General features: G+C 38.1%; 21 protein-coding genes. 16 read left to right on the forward strand and 5 right to left on the reverse strand.

Annotation, left to right across the window (positions count from 1 at the left end):
• Positions 1 to 2 precede the first annotated feature (2 nt).
• The 4 genes from ACKXGF_RS05185 to ACKXGF_RS05200 are packed head-to-tail and all read left to right on the forward strand — an operon-like array spanning position 3 to position 3,712.
• Positions 3 to 2,294 (forward strand): phage tail spike protein, encoded by a 2,292-nt coding sequence (locus tag ACKXGF_RS05185; RefSeq protein WP_411955158.1) that lies wholly within the window; start codon positions 3 to 5, stop codon positions 2,292 to 2,294.
• Between the two features lie 42 nt (positions 2,295 to 2,336).
• Positions 2,337 to 2,648 (forward strand): hypothetical protein, encoded by a 312-nt coding sequence (locus tag ACKXGF_RS05190; protein WP_411955159.1) that lies wholly within the window; start codon positions 2,337 to 2,339, stop codon positions 2,646 to 2,648.
• Positions 2,649 to 2,666: 18 nt separating this feature from the next.
• A complete protein-coding gene (locus ACKXGF_RS05195) occupies positions 2,667 to 3,464 on the forward strand; it encodes an N-acetylmuramoyl-L-alanine amidase (protein WP_411955160.1) in 798 nt (265 codons plus the stop codon).
• A 2-nt stretch (positions 3,465 to 3,466) separates the two neighbouring features.
• A complete protein-coding gene (locus tag ACKXGF_RS05200; protein WP_411955161.1) occupies positions 3,467 to 3,712 on the forward strand; it encodes a phage holin family protein in 246 nt (81 codons plus the stop codon).
• A 152-nt stretch (positions 3,713 to 3,864) separates the two neighbouring features.
• Here the strand turns inward: ACKXGF_RS05200 and ACKXGF_RS05205 are convergent, their stop codons facing one another.
• Positions 3,865 to 4,617: a hypothetical protein gene (locus ACKXGF_RS05205; RefSeq protein ID WP_411955162.1), complete on the reverse strand. Its 753-nt coding sequence runs from the start codon at positions 4,615 to 4,617 to the stop codon at positions 3,865 to 3,867.
• Positions 4,618 to 4,933: 316 nt separating this feature from the next.
• Here ACKXGF_RS05205 and ACKXGF_RS05210 point away from each other — a divergent pair, with 316 nt between their 5' ends.
• Positions 4,934 to 5,695: an alpha/beta fold hydrolase gene (locus ACKXGF_RS05210; protein WP_411955163.1), complete on the forward strand. Its 762-nt coding sequence runs from the start codon at positions 4,934 to 4,936 to the stop codon at positions 5,693 to 5,695.
• A 78-nt stretch (positions 5,696 to 5,773) separates the two neighbouring features.
• Positions 5,774 to 6,085, forward strand: a complete 312-nt coding sequence (locus ACKXGF_RS05215) for a metal-sulfur cluster assembly factor (RefSeq protein ID WP_167263236.1) — start codon at positions 5,774 to 5,776, stop codon at positions 6,083 to 6,085.
• 203 nt (positions 6,086 to 6,288) lie between these two features.
• On the opposite strand, the gene ACKXGF_RS05220 is transcribed toward ACKXGF_RS05215, so the two are convergent.
• Entirely contained in the window at positions 6,289 to 7,101 is an 813-nt protein-coding gene (locus ACKXGF_RS05220; protein WP_411955164.1) for an undecaprenyl-diphosphate phosphatase, read from the reverse strand.
• An 87-nt stretch (positions 7,102 to 7,188) separates the two neighbouring features.
• Between ACKXGF_RS05220 and ACKXGF_RS05225 the strand changes: the two genes are divergently transcribed.
• Positions 7,189 to 7,497 (forward strand): hypothetical protein, encoded by a 309-nt coding sequence (locus ACKXGF_RS05225; protein ID WP_411955165.1) that lies wholly within the window; start codon positions 7,189 to 7,191, stop codon positions 7,495 to 7,497.
• 85 nt (positions 7,498 to 7,582) lie between these two features.
• Here ACKXGF_RS05225 and ACKXGF_RS05230 read toward each other — a convergent pair whose 3' ends face one another.
• The gene (locus tag ACKXGF_RS05230; RefSeq protein ID WP_306977464.1) at positions 7,583 to 7,759 is read right to left on the reverse strand and encodes a DUF2929 family protein; all 177 of its coding nucleotides are present in this window, start codon (positions 7,757 to 7,759) and stop codon (positions 7,583 to 7,585) included.
• Positions 7,760 to 7,861: 102 nt separating this feature from the next.
• Between ACKXGF_RS05230 and ACKXGF_RS05235 the strand changes: the two genes are divergently transcribed.
• From ACKXGF_RS05235 to ACKXGF_RS05255, 5 genes are all read left to right on the forward strand, one after another.
• Positions 7,862 to 8,134: a hypothetical protein gene (locus ACKXGF_RS05235; protein ID WP_411955166.1), complete on the forward strand. Its 273-nt coding sequence runs from the start codon at positions 7,862 to 7,864 to the stop codon at positions 8,132 to 8,134.
• A 120-nt stretch (positions 8,135 to 8,254) separates the two neighbouring features.
• On the forward strand, positions 8,255 to 9,193 hold the full coding sequence (locus tag ACKXGF_RS05240) for a beta-ketoacyl-ACP synthase III (protein WP_411955167.1): 939 nt from the start codon (positions 8,255 to 8,257) through the stop codon (positions 9,191 to 9,193).
• 36 nt (positions 9,194 to 9,229) lie between these two features.
• Entirely contained in the window at positions 9,230 to 10,471 is a 1,242-nt protein-coding gene (gene fabF / locus ACKXGF_RS05245) for a beta-ketoacyl-ACP synthase II (RefSeq protein WP_411955168.1), read from the forward strand.
• 283 nt (positions 10,472 to 10,754) lie between these two features.
• Complete coding sequence (locus tag ACKXGF_RS05250; protein ID WP_411955169.1) at positions 10,755 to 10,961, forward strand: hypothetical protein; 207 nt, start codon at positions 10,755 to 10,757, stop codon at positions 10,959 to 10,961.
• Between the two features lie 71 nt (positions 10,962 to 11,032).
• Positions 11,033 to 11,788: a DUF3603 family protein gene (locus ACKXGF_RS05255; protein WP_411955170.1), complete on the forward strand. Its 756-nt coding sequence runs from the start codon at positions 11,033 to 11,035 to the stop codon at positions 11,786 to 11,788.
• A gap of 24 nt (positions 11,789 to 11,812) precedes the next feature.
• Here the strand turns inward: ACKXGF_RS05255 and ACKXGF_RS05260 are convergent, their stop codons facing one another.
• On the reverse strand, positions 11,813 to 12,148 hold the full coding sequence (locus tag ACKXGF_RS05260) for a hypothetical protein (protein ID WP_411955171.1): 336 nt from the start codon (positions 12,146 to 12,148) through the stop codon (positions 11,813 to 11,815).
• 535 nt (positions 12,149 to 12,683) lie between these two features.
• On the opposite strand from ACKXGF_RS05260, the gene ACKXGF_RS05265 reads away from it, so the two are divergent.
• On the forward strand, positions 12,684 to 12,875 hold the full coding sequence (locus tag ACKXGF_RS05265; RefSeq protein WP_411955172.1) for a hypothetical protein: 192 nt from the start codon (positions 12,684 to 12,686) through the stop codon (positions 12,873 to 12,875).
• A 134-nt stretch (positions 12,876 to 13,009) separates the two neighbouring features.
• Here the strand turns inward: ACKXGF_RS05265 and trpS are convergent, their stop codons facing one another.
• Positions 13,010 to 14,005 carry a tryptophan--tRNA ligase gene (trpS, locus tag ACKXGF_RS05270; RefSeq protein WP_411955173.1) on the reverse strand — a complete coding sequence of 332 codons (996 nt, stop codon included), beginning with the start codon at positions 14,003 to 14,005 and terminating at the stop codon, positions 13,010 to 13,012.
• Between the two features lie 412 nt (positions 14,006 to 14,417).
• On the opposite strand from trpS, the gene ACKXGF_RS05275 reads away from it, so the two are divergent.
• From ACKXGF_RS05275 to ltrA, 3 genes are all read left to right on the forward strand, one after another.
• Positions 14,418 to 15,635 carry a putative glycoside hydrolase gene (locus tag ACKXGF_RS05275; RefSeq protein ID WP_411955174.1) on the forward strand — a complete coding sequence of 406 codons (1,218 nt, stop codon included), beginning with the start codon at positions 14,418 to 14,420 and terminating at the stop codon, positions 15,633 to 15,635.
• A gap of 431 nt (positions 15,636 to 16,066) precedes the next feature.
• A complete protein-coding gene (locus tag ACKXGF_RS05280) occupies positions 16,067 to 16,657 on the forward strand; it encodes a GNAT family N-acetyltransferase (RefSeq protein WP_167263882.1) in 591 nt (196 codons plus the stop codon).
• A 450-nt stretch (positions 16,658 to 17,107) separates the two neighbouring features.
• Complete coding sequence (gene ltrA / locus ACKXGF_RS05285) at positions 17,108 to 18,469, forward strand: group II intron reverse transcriptase/maturase (RefSeq protein ID WP_411954141.1); 1,362 nt, start codon at positions 17,108 to 17,110, stop codon at positions 18,467 to 18,469.
• The last annotated feature ends 411 nt before the right edge of the window (positions 18,470 to 18,880 follow it).

Below are 18,880 nucleotides of genomic sequence, written 5' to 3' on the forward strand. Positions count from 1 at the left end.
TAATGAACGAAAGCCCATCCATTTATGTGTTTGATCGAGACGACAATCTTTTAACAACCTTAAACAATGATAGTGATGATACATGTCGTTTTACAGAGCCGTATCTTGAAGAAGAATTGAACACTGTGCCGACGTTTGAATTCACAGTGCCTACTAATCATGATGACGCTAAGCATATCAAAGAAGAAAACCAGGTTGCAGTCAAAGACATCGACGGTGTTTTCCGCTTGTTTGTGATTAAAAACTTAACGTATGGTATTGATGAGAAAATGGCTGAATGTGAAAGTGGCATGATTGAGCTTATTGATACAATCATAGAAGACCGTCGCCCTCAAAATACCACGGCTCAAGATGCTCTGAGTGTTGCACTTGAAAAGACGCGTTATGAAGCGGGGCAAGTTGATTCGTTAGGACAAGGGTCAACGAATTACTATTATATAACGCCTTCTAAATCAATAGAAAAAATCGTTGGAGAGTGGGGCGGGGAAACAAGAGATCGGCTAACATTCTCTGATGAAAAAATCACGAGTCGTTTTATCGATTTATTAACAAGACGTGGCGAAGATACTGGCCATCGTTTTGAAACAGGCATTGATGTCGAGAATGTTGAAATAACGATTCAGTCATATCCCAAAACAGCGCTTTATGCGCGCGGGAAATCGCTTGAAACAGACGATGGCGGTTATACTAGACGCATTACGTTTGAAGATGTTGAATGGTCAGTTGCAAATGGGGATCCAGTCGATAAACCACTAGGTCAAAATTGGGTTGGTGATCCTGATGCGTTAGCTAAATATGGACGGCTTAAAGATGGTGAGCGAATCCAACGAGAAGGTACATTTGAAGATTCAGAAGAGGAGGATCCAGAGCGCTTATTAGAAAAAGCTTGGAACGAGCTGCAAACCGTCAAAGAACCTAATGTTAATATTAAGCTTGATGTGATTACGCTCGAGCACAAATATGGCTATGAGCACAAAAAAGTGAGACTAGGTGACACAACCTATGCCTATATTAGCGAATTAGATTTACAAACCGAACAACGTATATTTAGACATCGTTACAACATTTTAGACTTATCCGATGCTGAAGTCGAGATGGGCGAACCGATATTACGCAATAATGAAACGGAACGATTAGATGAAGTTGAAAGCAAGGTTAGTGAAAAGGCGGGTATTTGGGACCAAGCGGGCGACCCTAGCATTGATGATGATAACTTTTCGGATAATGAGCCGCCTGTCCCGAGTAATTTTAATGCCAAAGGTGGTTTTGCTAAAATCAGTCTAACGTGGGATTATGAGGCTGCTAGTTATATTGCAGCTTGTGAGTTATACGCATCACAGTCGCAAGACTTCACACCTGACTCTAGTAACTTAATATGGCGTGGTCGTGGTGGAGGATTTGTGCATGAGTTATCGGTCAATCAGCAATGGTATTATCGCATTCGCACAGTTAACACACATGGCACACCTTCACCATATTCAAACGAGGTCAGCGCTCAAACGTTACAAGTTAATGCTGATACTGAAATAGAAGAACAAACCATCACGAAAAAGCTATTAGCTGCTGAAGCAATTATTGATGAGATCCATGTGAGCAACGGAGCCATTACAAACGCTAAGATTGCTAACTTAGTCTGGGATAAAGCGCAAGGTGGAACGGCTACTTTGGGTGGATCCGAAAATGGTAATGGCGTTCTAGATTTAAGAGATACTGACGGTTATTTAATCATCCGTATGAACAGTGATGGCATTGAATTATTCAACGGCTCTCAGTTAATTGGAAACGGTGGCGTCTTATCTAAATTTGTGACGCAGATGCCTCAATATGAGCAAGTCGGGGTGCGTCATGTAGGTGCTAAACCAAGAGCGAATGCAAGTTTTAGTGTACCCGATAACTTCACAATTGTTAGCGCTGAATTGAAGGTCTATGCATTGCCAACGCGTTATGAATCGAGTGGGAATGTTAATTGGACAAACGTTGATCAGGCAAGCATTACGATGAGCGAATCAAGCAACGGTTATTATGACTATGTAGAAGAAGCCGATTCAGGCGTTGGTTATGTCTGGGAAGGAAACGATTGGGATACCAACGACTTATTTGGCATAAGTACATGGACACCACCGAGCCCATCATCAAGTGATCCAGTAGCGGAAGAGATTACGGCGGACATCCAAAGCATCATTAGTCCAGGTAACGATTACAACATCAAAATAGAATCAACTAGTAATGCCGCACCTAACGAAAATACAGGGTTTTTAAGAACAGTCGTGACGATTATAGGGTATCAGCAATAACGCCAATGAGGCGTTTTTTTAATATCTTTAAGGAGGTTAATGGTGAGTGAAAACAATGGAATAACAATCGGTTTTAAAGAGATCTATGAACAATTGTTAGGAGTGTCGTCAAACGTGCAAGATCTGAACAATCGCATGCATAACGTCGAAAAATCTATGGATCTTTTACACGAAACTAAAGAGCGCAGCCACGAAGCAAAAAATATTGCTAAGCGCGTTGACGAAGACTTAGAAAAATTTAAGGAAGAACAAGCAAGGCAACGACGTTGGCTTATTAATACGATCTTGTCGTTGATTGGGATTGGCTTAACAGTCATAGGACTAGGCATATCAATGCTTAGTCTTTTTTTATAAATCAAAGGAGTGATTTAAATGGTACAAGATTTACGTGGAAAAACAATGGGCGGTCACAGCAAACGCTCATTAGATCAAGTTAACTTTATTGTACGTCACCATTCAGCTACTGAAGAAGGTGACGTTTTTAAATTCGAGGACTACTGGAAGTCAAAAGGTTGGCAAACAGGTGGTTATCATGAAGTTATTTTACGTGATGGCGATTTTCAGCTTAATTATGATGAAAACGTGATCACGAACGGTGTGGGTGGCCATAACACAGAGTCGTATCACATTTGCCTGGTTGGTAATGGTGACTTTACTGAAGCGCAAGAAAAGACATTTAAAAAGCGTGCTAAACGAGCAATGGAAGTGTTTGATTTGAACGTCAATGATGTAATTGGCCACCGAGAATTTAAGTCAGCAAGGACTAGTTGTCCAGGCATCAACATGGATAATGTACGTCAAACTCTTAAAAACGAAAACAAACCTGAGCAAGCAAACGCTATTCATATTGCCACCGATGGTTGGTGGGGCGAAGAAACAACCGAAGCCTTACAGATGTATTTAAGCACTGTAGTTGATGGCGTTATTAGTGATCAATATCGTAACGATGTGACCGGCAAGATTGTATCCGGTATTACATTCGGTAAAGGTGGAAGCCTTGTTATCCGAGCGTTACAGAAGGTTATTGATGCAACCGTAGATGGCTATTTAGGGACCAACACAATCGAAGCGTTACAGCAACATCTAGGAACTGTAGTAGATGGTAAATTGAGTGAACCAAGTTTAGTAGTAGAAACGCTACAAAGAGCATTAAACGAAGGGAGTCTTTAAAAATGGAGATTATGGACTATGTAATTGAAGAGGCACTAGTGATCATTCCAGTTCTTATGATTTTAGGTAAATTTCTTAAGGAAACTGAATTAGGCGATCGTTACATTCCACTTATCTTATTAGTGATAAGTATAGTATTTGCATTACTGATTATTGGCGTAACAGTTGAGGCAGCAATTCAAGGTGTATTAGTTGCGGGTGCTGCTGTGTTTGGACATCAAGCATTAAAACAAATTAAAGATAAGTAAAAGAAGCCCTCGCTGTTGCGGGGGCTATTTTTTATGTTCGATATAACAATTGTTTAATAATAGCGCATTATTTAACGTTAATCGAAATCACTATAACACTAATGACATAATAGAAACGGCAAAGGTGGTTTGAAATTTATCAGGTTACTTCATTAATATCCTATGACATCAGTACGAACTTCATTAATAACCTCATCAGGTATTTCATTTATAGATAACAAATAGACTTTGTTCAGACGAGGATTAAATATTCCTAAATTATTAATTTCATTAAATTGAAGATGGATAGAATTAACGCCCATTAAAAAATAGATTAGTAACTGTAATGTATGTTTCTTCTCTGGTGCTTGCTTTGTAACTTTAAAATCCCATAATGTATCATCTGTCAAAAAATCACCATCACCAGTAGTAATCTCAGATGTATATCCTCCTTCAAAAGTAAATCCATCCTTTACGATAGGTCCATACAGATCGAAAAAGTTCAATCCTCTATTCACCATAATTTTAATGTTTGAAATGGTTTCTTCATCAGGGTTAATTGATTCTACAGGTTTATACCCTATAGGTCCTGATCTATACACAACATCAAATCCAACCAACTTACAGGCATTTTTAATCGAGGTTTCATCAGTGCCTTTTATGTCAGACATTAAATCATCCGCTAATTCATCCTTACCAGTGAGATGAGCACCTATCAGTGATATTTTAAAGGCTTCTTCAATTGGTGTGCCATTTAAAAATCGTGTTAAATAATCTACCGCCAATCCAACCAGGGAACTGTGTATGTTCTCAGATTCGTATAAGACGTTATCATCCTGTAAATCTTCAACACTAAATTCTTTTGGTTTTATGTATCCACCTCTTGGTTGTTTAATTTGTTTAATTCTCTGTGTAACTGATGCCATAACATCCCTCTTTTCAGTATAGTTTGATAATTCATAGGATGAGAATTACCATTTGAATTCTCGTTTAATTCCTAAAGAATTATTTCCAATTTAAAGTAATTGCATTATAGCATAACTGTTTCAATTTTGTTTAATTAACGTTAAAATATCACATATATATCACAATAATTTGTAACCAGATGAAATCGAATGAAACAAAATCTTTATGAAAGTCGTCAATCATGACTAAACAAACATGATATGAAACTGAAAATAACACCACTATAAGCGCAAAGCTTATTATATTTATAAAATGAATTTTAGGGGGATTCGAACATTGGCTATTGCAATTGACCAAAAATATATTGATGATATTCCAGTATTAATCGTTCATGAACAAACACAACAAGTTGCGCCTTTACCCGTCATAGTATACTTTCACGGATTTACGAGTGCTAAAGAACAAAACTTACCCCTGGCTTATTTATTAGCAGAATCAGGTTATCGCGTCGTGTTGCCAGAAGCGATGCATCACGGCGAGCGTCGGCGCAATATTTCTGATCAAGAAGTCCAATTTGCTTTTTGGGAAGTAGTGAAACAAAATCTTACTGATCTTGCTAAAATCGAAACCTGGTTGACGAACCAAGGTTTATTGGAAGCAGGCCGGTTTGCTGTAGCTGGAACGAGTATGGGAGGCATCACCACTGCTGCAGCCCTTACTCAATATGAATCAATTCGAGCTGCAGGTATTATGATGGGTACTGCGAATATGCAAGAAATGGCGGATTATTTATTAAAAGGTATTGAAGCACAAGGAATTGAACTGCCGTTTACAGAAGAAGAGTTGCAAGAGCAATTAGATCAACTGAAGACAATTGACTTATCACAACAAATTGAAGCTTTGAATGATCGTCCATTGTTTATTTGGCATGGGGAAGAGGATCCGGTTGTGCCTTATAATCAGGCGGTTGAATTCTACCGACAATTACAAGAAGCAGGAGCGAAACATGTGGAATTTGTTTCAGAGCCTGGTCGGGACCATAAAGTGAGTCGTGATGCGATGTTAGGTCTCCGAGATTGGTTAATGTCTCATTTATAGAAATAATTAATTTTACTTTAAAAAAAGATAAAAACGTGTTTATAATAGAATAGAGAATGTTTGAAGGAGGACTCGAGCATGGATCAAGCTTTAGAAGAGAATCTGTGGGGAGCGCTTGAGAATGTAATCGACCCAGAACTTGGAATTGACATTGTCAATCTAGGTCTCGTTTACAATATCGAATTAGATGATGAAGGGCTTGCAACAGTCACTATGACGTTAACAGCAATGGGTTGCCCACTTGCTGCGACGATCGAAATGGATGTTAAACAAGCAATGATTGACCTTCCAGAAGTTAACGAAGTCGAAGTGAATATTGTTTGGAATCCACCATGGACGAAAGAACGCATGTCTCGTTATGCGAAAATCGCGCTTGGTATCCCGGATTAATTAATAGGAACAGTCCAACATTGTTGGGCTGTTTTTTAGTATACTCGAAGGTTTAATATAAATATTGATCCCAATTGGTTCTATTTTCTTGGCTGTCTATTGATTAAACCATTTATACAAAAGAGACTTAAAAAAACAACTTTCCTTACGATGAACTGTAACGTTAAGGAAAGTTGTTTTTTTAAATTATATTGATTTATTCATTACAAGAATATTAGCACCAAAATACCAACTATAAGGCAGTAATACGCGAAATACTTTAATTTACCAGCTGTCATTATATTAATAAACAGCAATAGTGCAAAATATGAAGATAAAATAGCTGCAATTAAGGAAATGAGATAAAGAACAAATTGACCAGATAGTTCAGGGTTACTTAGCACATCGCTTACGGCGAAAACCATTGTACCTAAGCTAACTGGTATATACATTAAAAATGAAAAGCGCAAGGCAACTCGCCGCTTCATTCCGACAAGCATCGAGGCAACAATTGTAGCACCCGAGCGACTGATGCCAGGAACAAGAGCGACAGCTTGAGCAAAACCGACAATGACAGCATCTTTAATCGTTAACTGCTCGTCGTCTTTATGTCCGTGAAAGTTACGGATAATCCATAATGCAATCGCTGTGATGATCAGTGTAACACCAACTAATTTGACGCGATCTGAAATCTCACCAATAGAATCTTCCAATAAAACACCTAATAAACCGGCTGGAATCGTCGCAATGACTAGAAGAAAAGCATAGCGAAAATCTGATCTAGCTTCTTCATCACGATTGAATAAAAATCGACTGCTACCCACAATTAACTGCCAAATATCCCGGCGATAGATCGTGACAACAGCAATTAATGAACCGAAATTAATAAATGCTTCAAATGTAATTCCTGGTTCTCCAATATCGAATAACGAACGTAAAATGACTAAATGCCCACTTGAGGAAATAGGGATTGGTTCAGTGAAGCCTTGAAATAATCCAAGGAAAATAAATTGTATAATCTCCATAATCTCGTTCATCGTTTATGATACCTCCTTACGAATATAGGTTATTGTGCACATATCCCGAATAATTTGAATACATTGTACTTGAAAGGGGAGGTAATTATGGTGCATGAAATGAAACAACCAGCATATGAATGGTGTCAGCAACATCTTCATCAACACGTCATGCTTGAAACGACAGCAGGCGATCAAATCGAAGGTTATGTATGCGACTTAGAAGATGAAAACGTCCATTTAGTTGTGCCGTCTCAACATATCCCGCACATTCCAGTTCGGCAATATGGTTATGGTCCATATGGTTATCAAGGTTATGAACCTTATGGCTATGGTTATCCATCTTATCAATATGGGTTAAGTCGTTTGATTATTCCATTAACATTTGTTGCTGCACTGAGTTTGTTACCTTGGTAGTGGAACATAAAAAAAGGAGGTTGACTTACCGCTAGGAAGTCAACCTCAATTGTTGTATACATCATTGAAATCGTTTGAGTATCCGTTAGTTTTCCTTATCGGTAATGACAGTTTCACCAAGAACAACGGTACCTAGGGTGAAGACAATTGCAATGGCAATAGCTGCTGTTAAATTGAAACTCATACCTGCCATACTACCGATTACATATACGATCATGGCACTTAATAAAAAGCTCCAAACTGCTGTTGAAATTAAACGCATATAGTTCACCTCATTTATCTATACATTCCACACCTTAGTGTATCAAAGCTTGGCTAAAAAATAAATAAAAAAATTGTGACGGTTGAGTGAGGAGATCATGTTATGAAAGTTTTTGTCTATCCGTGCTTTCACCCCTTTGGATATGAATTGGTAAATTACTATTTACTTGCAGGTCATGAGGTAGTTGGAAAAGATGAGCTTAATTCAGATCAATCCTGGCATTATTATGCGATGGTAGCGAGACATGCTCGTTTTACTTTGGTGGAGGACAGTTCGAAGGAATTTGAACCTTTTCATGAAGCGTTTTGTATTAACGAACATTGTGATGTGATAGCGGACCATGTTTCGATTATAGAGATTGAGGAAGAAGGATAAACTTTAGCGTAAGCCATTAAGTTTAAAATAAAATCGTTGAAATCGGTAGAGAATTTGATAAAATCAGAACCAGGTCATAATATATGATGATAGAAGTTAATCGTTAGGAGATGACGCGATATGAAAGCGGGATTAATCGGAACGGGCCATTACGTGCCTGAGAAGGTTTTAACGAATTTCGATATGGAAAAGATCGTGGATACATCTGATGAATGGATTCGTACGCGAACAGGGATTGAAGAGCGTCGAATTGCATCAGATGACATGGATACGTCTGATTTAGCATATGAAGCAGCGGTTAGCGCTTTAAATGAAGCAGGTCTTAACGGCGAAGATTTAGATATGATATTAGTTGCAACGGTCACATCAGACATGGGTTTTCCGTCGGTGGCTTGTCAGTTGCAAAACAGACTAGGTGCTAGACAAATTCCAGCTATGGATGTTAGTGCAGCTTGTGCAGGATTTATGTATGGTGTTATTACCGCAAAACAGTTTATTGAAGCGGGTGTGCATCAGAATATTCTTGTGATTGGTGTAGAGAAACTATCCAAGATCACGAATTGGGAAGATCGTAATACAGCCGTTTTATTTGGTGATGGTGCAGGTGCGGCAATTGTTTCTAATGTCTCTGAAGATCGTGGCATTTTGGCACATGAGTTAGGTTCTGACGGGACAGGCATTCCTTATCTACATCAAACCGATGAAGATGTCATTTACATGAATGGTCGTGAAGTGTTTAAATTCGCGGTCCGAAAAATGGCAGACTCCTCGCTAAACGTGGTACATGAAGCAGGGTTAACGAAAGATGATGTTGATTACTTGATTCCACACCAAGCGAATATTCGGATTATGGAAGCAGCTAGAGAAAATTTAGAGATTCCTGTTGAGAAAATGTCTAAGTCAGTTGACCGTTACGGCAATACGTCGGCGGCTTCGATTCCTATTGCATTGTCAGAAGATGTTAAAGCGGGTAGAATAAAAGAAGATGATGTAGTAGTATTAGTAGGTTTTGGCGGTGGCCTTACATGGGGTGCCGTTGCGTTAAAATGGGGTAAATAAAACTAGGATGCGTGAAAGCATAGGAGGTTGAATATCATGTCAAAGAGACGTGTAGTCGTGACAGGCTTAGGCACAGTCTCGCCTGTCGGTAATGATGTTGAAACAATGTGGCAAAATATTCTTGATGGTTATGTTGGCATTGATGGTGTGACAAAAGTTGACGCTGATGAGTTTCCAGCGAAAATCGCAGCTGAACTAAAAGATTTTGATCCTGGAAATTACATGGACAAACGTGATGCGAAAAAGATGGATTTATTTACGCAATATGCAGTCGCTGCATCGAAAATGGCGATTGAAGATGCGAATTTAACGATTGATGAAAGCAATGCGGATCGTACCGGTGTGTGGATTGGATCAGGAATCGGCGGTATGACTACTTACGAAGAGCAGTTTCGGAAATTTTTAGATAAGGGTCAACGTCGTGTGAGTCCATTCTTCGTACCGATGATGATTCCAGATATGGCAGCTGGACAAGTGTCAATTATGTTTGGCGCAAAAGGAATTAATTCATGCACGGTAACAGCATGTGCTTCAGGTACGAACTCGATTGGCGATGCGTTTAAAGTGATTGAGCGCGGCGATGCAGATACGATGATTACTGGTGGTGCAGAATCACCAATTAATAATATGTCGTTTGCCGGCTTCTCAAGCTCAAAAGCCTTAACAACGAATCAAGATCCGAAAACAGCGAGTCGTCCATTTGATCAAGATCGTGATGGGTTTGTTATGGGCGAAGGTGCTGGTATCTTAATTTTAGAATCACTTGAATCAGCTCAAGCACGTGGTGCGAAAATTTACGCTGAAATTGTTGGCTATGGCTCAACAGGAGATGCGTATCATATTACTGCACCAGCTCCTGAAGGTGAGGGTGCTGCCCGTGCGATGCAACAGGCAATGGATGATGCTGAGATGAATGCTGATGCGATTCAATATATTAACGCTCACGGAACAAGTACAGCTTATAATGACCAATACGAAACACAAGCGGTAAAAACGGTGTTTGGCGATCATGCTTATGAGTTAGCGATGAGCTCAACGAAATCAATGACGGGTCATTTATTAGGTGCTGCAGGTGGATTAGAAGCAATTATCTCGATCTTAGCGTTACAAGATCAGATTATGCCTCCAACTGTTAATTACTATACACCTGATCCTGAATGTGATTTAGATTACGTGGCAAATGAAAAACGTGACGCCGAGTTACATGCAGTGATGAGTAACTCACTTGGCTTTGGTGGACACAATGCATCGCTTGTATTCAAAACGTATCAGTCCTAATATTATTTTATGTAAAAGCCTAATCCTCATTAATTAATGAGGATTAGGCTTTTTTGTTTTGATAAGACGACTCAATAATTCGTAAGATTCTCACGAACGATTGGTGTGGTCGCACGTATGTAAATAGGGTTACTCATATAGTTGTGAGTATAGTTCATAAGATAATTGATCAAATATTTAAAAAACAAGTATCATGTTTAATGCCATTCTCTCATATCTTTAAATAACCTAATTATTTTAGTCAGACACCATGGACGGGCATCGAAGAATAGGAGATGCACGTATGTGGGCGTTATTTTTATTTTTTATAGGGTTTGGTTTCACATGTGTAGGAGCGGTTTCGTTAATTGGTTATATGAATTTTCTGCCGGTAGGGATGAATTTTATTGATTTTCTAATGTTTGTTTACAAACGACCAGAATGCTACATGCTCCCAATTGGCGTTATTTTCATTATATTGGCTATGTATAAAAACCCATTCGGCTCATAAAATTAGGAATAAAAATGTGCCACTTGGTGATAATGAGCATAAATGGAAAAACGTCAAAGTGAGGGATGACGATGATCTATGTTCATGATATTTGGGTGAACTGGTTTGAAGGCGAGGAAAACGGTTATAATGTGTGCCATTTTTATGAATGGCGCAAACAAGACTCAATTGAATTACTGGACCAAGTACCCGTTGTGTATGTGACGCAAGCTCTTTTCGATTACATAGAAAACGATATGTCAGATTTGCCGGAATCCTTATTAGATGCTGTCTATAAAAGGGCTTATTTAAAGAAAAAGCATAAGAGGCTTGCGTTAGATTATTGCTTTGTCATCACAGACAATGAACATGTGCTTGTAGTGGATACACTTGGTTATCAAATTCCAGTACGAAAAAGTCGGGTGATTCCGCGTCAGGAACGGTTGATTTTAGACTTGATTTCACATAAAACACCACAAGATTTTTCATTTAAACCTAAGCGGAAATCCGTTACAAGTCATTTATTATCGCTGGAACCGAAGTATATGACAGGTTTAACACGTAAAGAACGTCAACTTAAACATTTATTAATGTTGATGATTGATCAAGTTGGTCAATCTGGACGGCTAGATGAATTACGGTATTGGTTAACAGAATGGCGTCCGGAGGAATATAGTCGTATTCAGCAAATGACTTTTGAAGAAGGATACACTTATTTAGTGGATGCAGCGAAACATGGTTGGGGAACGAAACATGATGAAGTGTGTGAAAAGATGGCAAAGGGCCAACCGTTTTTTGAGCGATTATGGGAAATGGAACAACAAAAGAAAAATGTTCTGGAGAAGTGATGAGCTGATTAGGCTCATCACTTTTTAAATGGTTTCATTAAAATGAGCACCGGATTTGTAGCGTAAAAATAAAGGTGAGATGAGTGCTAAACAACCTGACATGGCAAATGCGAAGACGAACGTTTCTGCTAGCATATTATAAAAAGAATAACGATAGAATACGATGCTAAATGCAAACAAAGACATTGATAAAAAGACAACAATTATAATTAGCCATGTGAAGAATGATGCAGTTGTTAGTCGATAACTCGTCCTACAATGTGAACAATGAATTAGCTTTTCCCGGTCCAAGGGTGGAAGTGTTAAGTCGACTAGTTTAAAGTAATCGATTGGTTTTTGACAGGTTTTACAATATTTCATAGTCACCTCTCCGTCAGATTTATATCTGAATTTTAACACATTGAATTGATTGTTTGTATTTATAAATGTAAAATATCACCAGAAGCATCCTTGTAATAAATGAATTTAAATGTTATCGGTTCTCCACTATATCTAAATAGGTGAATTTTTTCTGGTGCAATAATTTTGTGAGTAAGATGGGTTAAACGAAGCTAGAAAGCATAGTAAGTTGCAATGGCAATAGCAGACAAAACAACAAAAATGCTAAGAAAAGTCCAGATTGCGATTATGATCCATTTACGCATCAACGATCAACACCTTTTTTGATTTTACTACATTTCAATCTTTTTATTACCTAAAGTTTAACATATATGTTATCACTATCAATTTCAGTCTCCAGAATTTTTTAAAAAATAAGGATACCGAACCGTTTAATGTGTTTATTTACATTTCACACATTTTTGATGTTTTTTCTACTTTATTCGAGAAGTGGTAGGTGAAAAGGTACCCAAATAAAAATTATGAGACATAATTAATTTATTGAGAGAGGGTTTATATGAATACAAAGAGTTTTCTCTTATTTGATATCATTTTTCATAGCTTTATTTTGATCCTTGGAGTTGCTTGGTTATATTTAGCTTGGAATGGGTTATCCGAATCATTAGTTTATATGGTGTTAGGTGGTTCGTTTGTTATTGAAGCAGTTGTACGCTTTGGGTTTTTAATAAAGTCTAATTTAAATACATAATATAGAATACTTAGTTAGATATCTCGATATAACTGAAATAGAACAATGTCTGAAAAAGAAAAAACCCCAGCTAGGGACTTTTTTTTAATAAGTCCACTAACTGGGGTATAGTTCAATTTCGCGGGATTTCCTGTTTATCTTTTCAAATGAACGCGGCCAATGCCCATTGCTTTTTTCGCTTTCATGAGCATTTTATTCGCTACTTTATTAGCGTGTTCTGCACCTTGATCTAAGATATCATCTAATTCTTCTGATTCGTATAGTTCGTAATAGCGCTTTTGGACCGGCTCTATACCTTCAATAACAACTTGAGCAAGGTCTTGTTTAAATTCGCCGTATCCTTTACCAGCGTAATTTTCAGCGATTTCTTCAACTGACTCTCCTGAAAAACCAGCGTAGATATTTAATAAGTTTGAGATACCAGGTTTATCATCAGGTTTGTATTCAACCACACCTTCAGAATCAGTTACAGCACTCTTAATCTTCTTCTCAATTTGCTTAGGTTCATCCAGCATGAAAATCGTTGCTTTCTGATTATCATCTGATTTACTCATTTTACTCGTCGGTTCTTGCAATGACATAATACGAGCACCTTGTTCTGGGATATGAGGTTCAGGCACGGTTAAAATGTCGTTATGTTGGCGGTTAAAACGCTCTGCTAAATTACGTGTTAGTTCGATATGTTGTTTCTGATCTTCACCAACTGGAACAACAGTTGTGGAATATAATAAAATATCGGCTGCCATTAGTGGTGGGTAGGTTAACAGCCCTGCTGATACACCGTCCTTACCAGTGGATTTGTCTTTGTATTGTGTCATCCGTTCAAGTTCGCCAACGTATGCCACACATTGTAATAACCAAGCCATCTGTGTATGTGCAGGTACTTCTGATTGTATAAATAGTGTTGAACGCTTAGGATCAATACCAACCGATAAATAAAGGGCTGCAAGCGAACGGATTTGATCACGTAATTTTAATCGGTCTTGCGGTACTGTGATGGCGTGTTCATCAACGATACAGAAATAACACTTATAATCATCTTGCATCTGGGGAAAACGGCTAAGCGCTCCTAAATAATTTCCAATCGTTAATGAGCCACTTGGTTGAATCCCTGAAAAAATCGTACTCATATGAATCACCTCAACTATTATTAATCATAAAAAAATCCACTCTCCCAACGAAAAGGGACGAATGGAATCGCGGTGCCACCCTTGTTACCTAATTAAAGGTCACTTAAGTAAGCGATGTATCGTTCGCTACACGGAATAAATCAGCTCCCGAGGCCCCAATTTCCAACAAAACTTAACGCCTGTTCTCACTCACCAGACTCACTGTTGATAGCGGTTTAGTCTTACAATCCTCGTTCATTGCGCAATAATATGTAGTTGACTACATTATAGGCAACATCGTTCAATCCTGCAAGTTTTATTTCATTGAATGGTCACAAAAATTTAATTGAAAAAATTTATAGTTTTTCAACAAAACGTGTGTAAAACAGATTATAATAGATATATAGAGAAAACATCTGGGGGGGAATAAATCATGAGAAAGTATCAGCTTGTTGTGTTGGCGTTGTTGGGTGTCATGGCTTTTTTGTTGGTTAATCCGGTTGCGGCGGATGATGGAAGTGAATCAGAGGGAGATAAAGTATCCTTTCATCATACATATGACCATGCTTTAGAGAAAAAAGTACTTCCTGATCCTGTTCCGCGTTTTGTATATGATTCAGGTTTAGACTTTGAGTATCCAGAGAATGTACGCGGTATTTATGTGACAGGTCACTCTGCTGGTGGTGATCGATTCGATGAATTAGTATCACTCGTGAATGATACGCCACTTAATTCGATGGTTATTGATGTTAAGGACGACCACGGAAAAGTGACGTATGAGATGAATGAGGATCACGTGGCGCACGATGTATCGGAGAATTATATTAAAGATCCACGTGTGATGCTTGAGCGTTTAGAAAAAGAAGAAATTTATCCGATTGCCCGTGTTGTCGTATTCAAAGATACAGCCTTAGCTGAGAAACGTCCAGAATGGTCATTTAAAGAAGGTGGCGACGTTTGGAAGAATGGACGGAATGAGGCGTTTGTGAATCCATTTGTTAAGGATGTTTGGGACTACAACATAGAGGTCGCTAAGGATGCTGCTGAATTAGGGTTCCAAGAAATTCAGTTTGATTATGTTCGTTTTCCAGAAGGATTTGAACATCGGGACGAGGAATTAAATTATTCTCGCGGAGATTATGATGATGCAAGCTTAGATAATGTTCGTGAACGAGTGAATGCGGTTAATGATTTCGTTGAGTATGCTTATGAAGAATTGGAAGCCTATGATATTGATGTATCTGTTGATATTTTCGGTTATACGGCAACAATTGGTGATGCACCTGGCATTGGTCAGAACTTCCTTGGCATTTCGGAAAATGTTGATGTCATTTCTTCAATGATCTATCCAAGTCATTGGACTCCGTACTTTGGGATTAGTGAACCAGACCGTGAGCCATATAATCTCGTGAATGAGTATGCCAAATCAGAGAATGAGTTGTTAGGTGAATTAGAAGACGCACCAACTTCTCGCCCGTGGTTGCAAGACTTTACAGCATCGTGGTTATATTCTTCAGGTAATACATTCACTTACGGAGCTGATGAAGTAACAGCTCAAATTGAAGCCTTATACGACAACGGCATTTACGAATATTTATTATGGAATGCAAATAATAACTATACAGAAGGAACAAATTTTGACCCGAAATAATGATGTGTAAGCCTTGGCAATTAATTGCCAAGGTTTTTTTTGAATGTATTTCAATAGTTCGTAAAGTTATTAAATAAGTATGGAGATTTATTTAATAACTAAAAGCAAAAATTTAAAAACCGAAGCAAATAATTTAAAAACTTGTAGGGTTTAGTTCGTCATCACAGTAGCGTGATAAAGCCTAGAATAAAGCGTTTATTTTGTTTTTAAGATATTTCAACAAGCAAATTCGTTCTATTTTAATGAATGTGTACGTTTATAGCTGTATATTTAAGGGATTATCAGTTGAAGGCTAAGCAGTCGTGACAAACGGCATTTAATCTTGATTATTCTAGCTTAATGCCGTTTAACACAATTTTTCTAAAACTATATAATAAAGATTGGATATTAAACGAACGCTAAACATAACAAAACGAAGAAGGAGCAGATGTATGAACTGGTATGAAAAGTTAAATGAATACTTTCCGGTTGAAGAAATGAAATCTAAGGAACATATGGAGCGGTTATTAAAAGAAAGAAGCGATGTTTATTATAAAGAAGAAGGCGAGCACCACGTGATGATGTACGCTGAATTTGATGCATTCATTTTTATTGATTATGTATACGTTTCGCCAAAAGCACGAGGTCAAGGAATGGGCCAAAAACTACTTGATCAATTAAAGGAACGAAATAAGCCGATTATTTTAGAAGTTGAACCAGTTGATTACGAAGATACTGATACAGCTAAACGATTACGCTTTTATCAGCGTGAAGGGTTTGAACATGCACAATCCATCGGGTATACGCGCCGATCTTTAGCAACCAATGAACTCAATACATTAGAAATTTTGTTCTGGTCACCTGATAAGGCTTCAGAAGATATGATTTATGAACAAATGCGTACATTATATGAAGAAATTCATACTTATAAAGACGAAGAAATCTATGGTGAATCTTATCAGCCAGTTGAAGAAGTACTAACGATTGACCAAGAACAGAAAGATGACTTATTCGATGCATTGAAAGAACCTAAAGGTGTATAAGAAGAAGCAGGTCCTTAATTTTGGACCTGCTTTCTTTTAGTTTGCCTGGCATGGGTGAGCTCTAACGGGTGAAAGTCCTGAGTGCGACCTGGTAGTGGTAAGCACATAGTCGAAGGCAAGGGTGTCCATGGTGACATGGAATCTGAAGGAAGCCCTAGACAAATCTCTGGTCTGACGAATAGAAACTATATAAGAGGCAACGTATGAGGATAAGACTGCTAAAGAAGTTGAAGTCCTATAACTACTCATATCATGCGGTGTAAATATAGCAGATAGATGGAGAGAAAGAGCTCGCACCTTAACCAGGGAGGTCTCATTATCTACATCAAAGACTTGTAGTGATATAAGTTTGGATGATGAGAAGTCAGCTGAAGCCGTAGTAGTGAAGACATCTAACGAAAGTTAGAAAGAGCGAAGGGCTGAACAATTTTATGGTTACGGAAATCTCGATTGGAAGAGGAAAAAGACCACTGGCATACCGCGTTAAAGTGGATACCATCTTTACGAGAAAGAAAGGAAGTAACAAGCATGTACGATGAAAAACTGTTGGACTTGATTCTTAGGAAAGATAATCTTGACGAGGCACAAAAACGCGTCATTAAAAACAAAGGTGCTGCTGGTGTGGATGGCATGACGATTCAAGAGTTGCCATCATATATGGTGGAAAATCAAAAGAATATCATCCGCCAAATCAAACGAAGAGAGTATCAACCAGCACCAGTCAAAAGGGTTGAGATTCCTAAAGATAATGGGGGAGTTCGCCTACTAGGCATTCCAACTGTGGTTGATCGGGTTATTCAACAAGCAATAACACAAGTTCTAACTTCCAAGTTTAACCCACAATTTCATGAACATAGTTATGGGTTTAGACCAGGACGAAACGCTGAAATGGCGATACGTCAGTCACTTGAATTTATGAATGAAGGTTACGAATGGGTGGTGGATATAGACCTTGAACGTTTCTTTGATACGGTCAATCATGACCGTCTTATGAACCTTATTTCGAGAACGGTGAAAGATGGCGATGTGATCTCACTCATTAGAAAATTTCTAGTAAGTGGGGTGCAATTAGATGAAGGGTATAAGGAGACCATCATAGGAACACCACAAGGTGGCAATCTATCCCCGTTGTTAAGTAACATTATGTTGAACGAGTTAGACCAAGAACTCGACAATCGAGGCCTTCGCTTCGTTAGATACGCTGATGATTGTATCATTATGGTCAAAAGCGAGATGTCCGCGAATCGCGTTATGCGCTCGGTATCAACATTTATCGAAGAGAAGCTTGGCCTGACCGTCAACACAACGAAATCAAAAGTAACCAAACCCAATAACCCTGATTTGAAGTTTCTTGGTTTTGGCTTCTTTATAGATTACCAAAGTCATGAGTATAAAGCAAAGCCACATCAGACATCCATCGAAACGTTCAAATATAAACTGAAACAGTTAACCAAAAGAAATTGGAGTGTTGATACGAAGTATCAAGTGGAACGGATTAACCAACTCATAAGAGGTTGGGTTAATTACTTTAGGATAGGTTATATGAAAAGCCTTTTGGACCGTGTTGACTCCCATACGAGGATTCGCCTAAGAGCGTGCATATGGACAAAGTGGAAAACACCTAAGAACAGGAGAAAGAATCTAATTAAATTAGGCATGAGTAAATACAATGCTTACAGAAACAGCTATACAAGTAAAGGTGCGGTTCGCACCGCTTACTCCTGGATTCTTACAACCACAATAACCAACAAGAGACTAGCCCAATTCGGGCTAGTCTCCTCTGCACAACATTATAAGAAAGTACGTGTTTAAATAAAATTGAACCGCCGTATACGGAACCGTACGTACGGTGGTGTGAGAGGTCGGAGGTTAATCACCTCCTCCTACTCGATTTCAGTAGTATTAGTTCTTATTAGCTTAAGTGTCCTTTTGAAAGTTCTTCGAAGAGAAATTTATGTGTAAATACAGAAATAAAGTTCATTTTCTAACATTCTACTTATTAACAAGTGTTAAAAAAGACCTATGGCATATGACTGTTTTATGTTATACTGAATTAAAGCGAACGTATTTTCGTGTCATATCTTTAAATAAGTATATAAGTAAGATATTGCTTTTAATTTTGTTTATGCGACATAAAAAACATGTAATTTTTAGGTTTAAATTTGTGTAAGTCGGGTAAAACAATACTAAGGCGAAATTAAAATGTGACTTTTTGTTTACAAC

It is taken from the genome of Alkalibacillus sp. S2W (assembly GCF_046764385.1).
Taxonomy (GTDB): domain Bacteria; phylum Bacillota; class Bacilli; order Bacillales; family Alkalibacillaceae; genus Alkalibacillus; species Alkalibacillus almallahensis.

Excerpts from the sequence above, each read along its gene's own strand:
- ACKXGF_RS05255 (WP_411955170.1), top strand. The coding sequence starts at position 11,033 with ATGATCTATGTTCATGATATTTGGGTGAACTGGTTTGAAGGCGAGGAA.
- ACKXGF_RS05185 (WP_411955158.1), top strand. The coding sequence starts at position 3 with ATGAACGAAAGCCCATCCATTTATGTGTTTGATCGAGACGACAATCTT.
- fabF (WP_411955168.1), top strand. The coding sequence starts at position 9,230 with ATGTCAAAGAGACGTGTAGTCGTGACAGGCTTAGGCACAGTCTCGCCT.
- ACKXGF_RS05220 (WP_411955164.1), bottom strand. The coding sequence starts at position 7,101 with ATGAACGAGATTATGGAGATTATACAATTTATTTTCCTTGGATTATTT.
- ACKXGF_RS05265 (WP_411955172.1), top strand. The coding sequence starts at position 12,684 with ATGAATACAAAGAGTTTTCTCTTATTTGATATCATTTTTCATAGCTTT.
- ACKXGF_RS05225 (WP_411955165.1), top strand. The coding sequence starts at position 7,189 with ATGGTGCATGAAATGAAACAACCAGCATATGAATGGTGTCAGCAACAT.
- ACKXGF_RS05250 (WP_411955169.1), top strand. The coding sequence starts at position 10,755 with ATGTGGGCGTTATTTTTATTTTTTATAGGGTTTGGTTTCACATGTGTA.
- ACKXGF_RS05240 (WP_411955167.1), top strand. The coding sequence starts at position 8,255 with ATGAAAGCGGGATTAATCGGAACGGGCCATTACGTGCCTGAGAAGGTT.
- ACKXGF_RS05215 (WP_167263236.1), top strand. The coding sequence starts at position 5,774 with ATGGATCAAGCTTTAGAAGAGAATCTGTGGGGAGCGCTTGAGAATGTA.
- ACKXGF_RS05280 (WP_167263882.1), top strand. The coding sequence starts at position 16,067 with ATGAACTGGTATGAAAAGTTAAATGAATACTTTCCGGTTGAAGAAATG.
- ACKXGF_RS05275 (WP_411955174.1), top strand. The coding sequence starts at position 14,418 with ATGAGAAAGTATCAGCTTGTTGTGTTGGCGTTGTTGGGTGTCATGGCT.
- trpS (WP_411955173.1), bottom strand. The coding sequence starts at position 14,005 with ATGAGTACGATTTTTTCAGGGATTCAACCAAGTGGCTCATTAACGATT.
- ACKXGF_RS05235 (WP_411955166.1), top strand. The coding sequence starts at position 7,862 with ATGAAAGTTTTTGTCTATCCGTGCTTTCACCCCTTTGGATATGAATTG.
- ACKXGF_RS05260 (WP_411955171.1), bottom strand. The coding sequence starts at position 12,148 with ATGAAATATTGTAAAACCTGTCAAAAACCAATCGATTACTTTAAACTA.
- ACKXGF_RS05195 (WP_411955160.1), top strand. The coding sequence starts at position 2,667 with ATGGTACAAGATTTACGTGGAAAAACAATGGGCGGTCACAGCAAACGC.
- ACKXGF_RS05200 (WP_411955161.1), top strand. The coding sequence starts at position 3,467 with ATGGAGATTATGGACTATGTAATTGAAGAGGCACTAGTGATCATTCCA.
- ACKXGF_RS05205 (WP_411955162.1), bottom strand. The coding sequence starts at position 4,617 with ATGGCATCAGTTACACAGAGAATTAAACAAATTAAACAACCAAGAGGT.
- ACKXGF_RS05230 (WP_306977464.1), bottom strand. The coding sequence starts at position 7,759 with ATGCGTTTAATTTCAACAGCAGTTTGGAGCTTTTTATTAAGTGCCATG.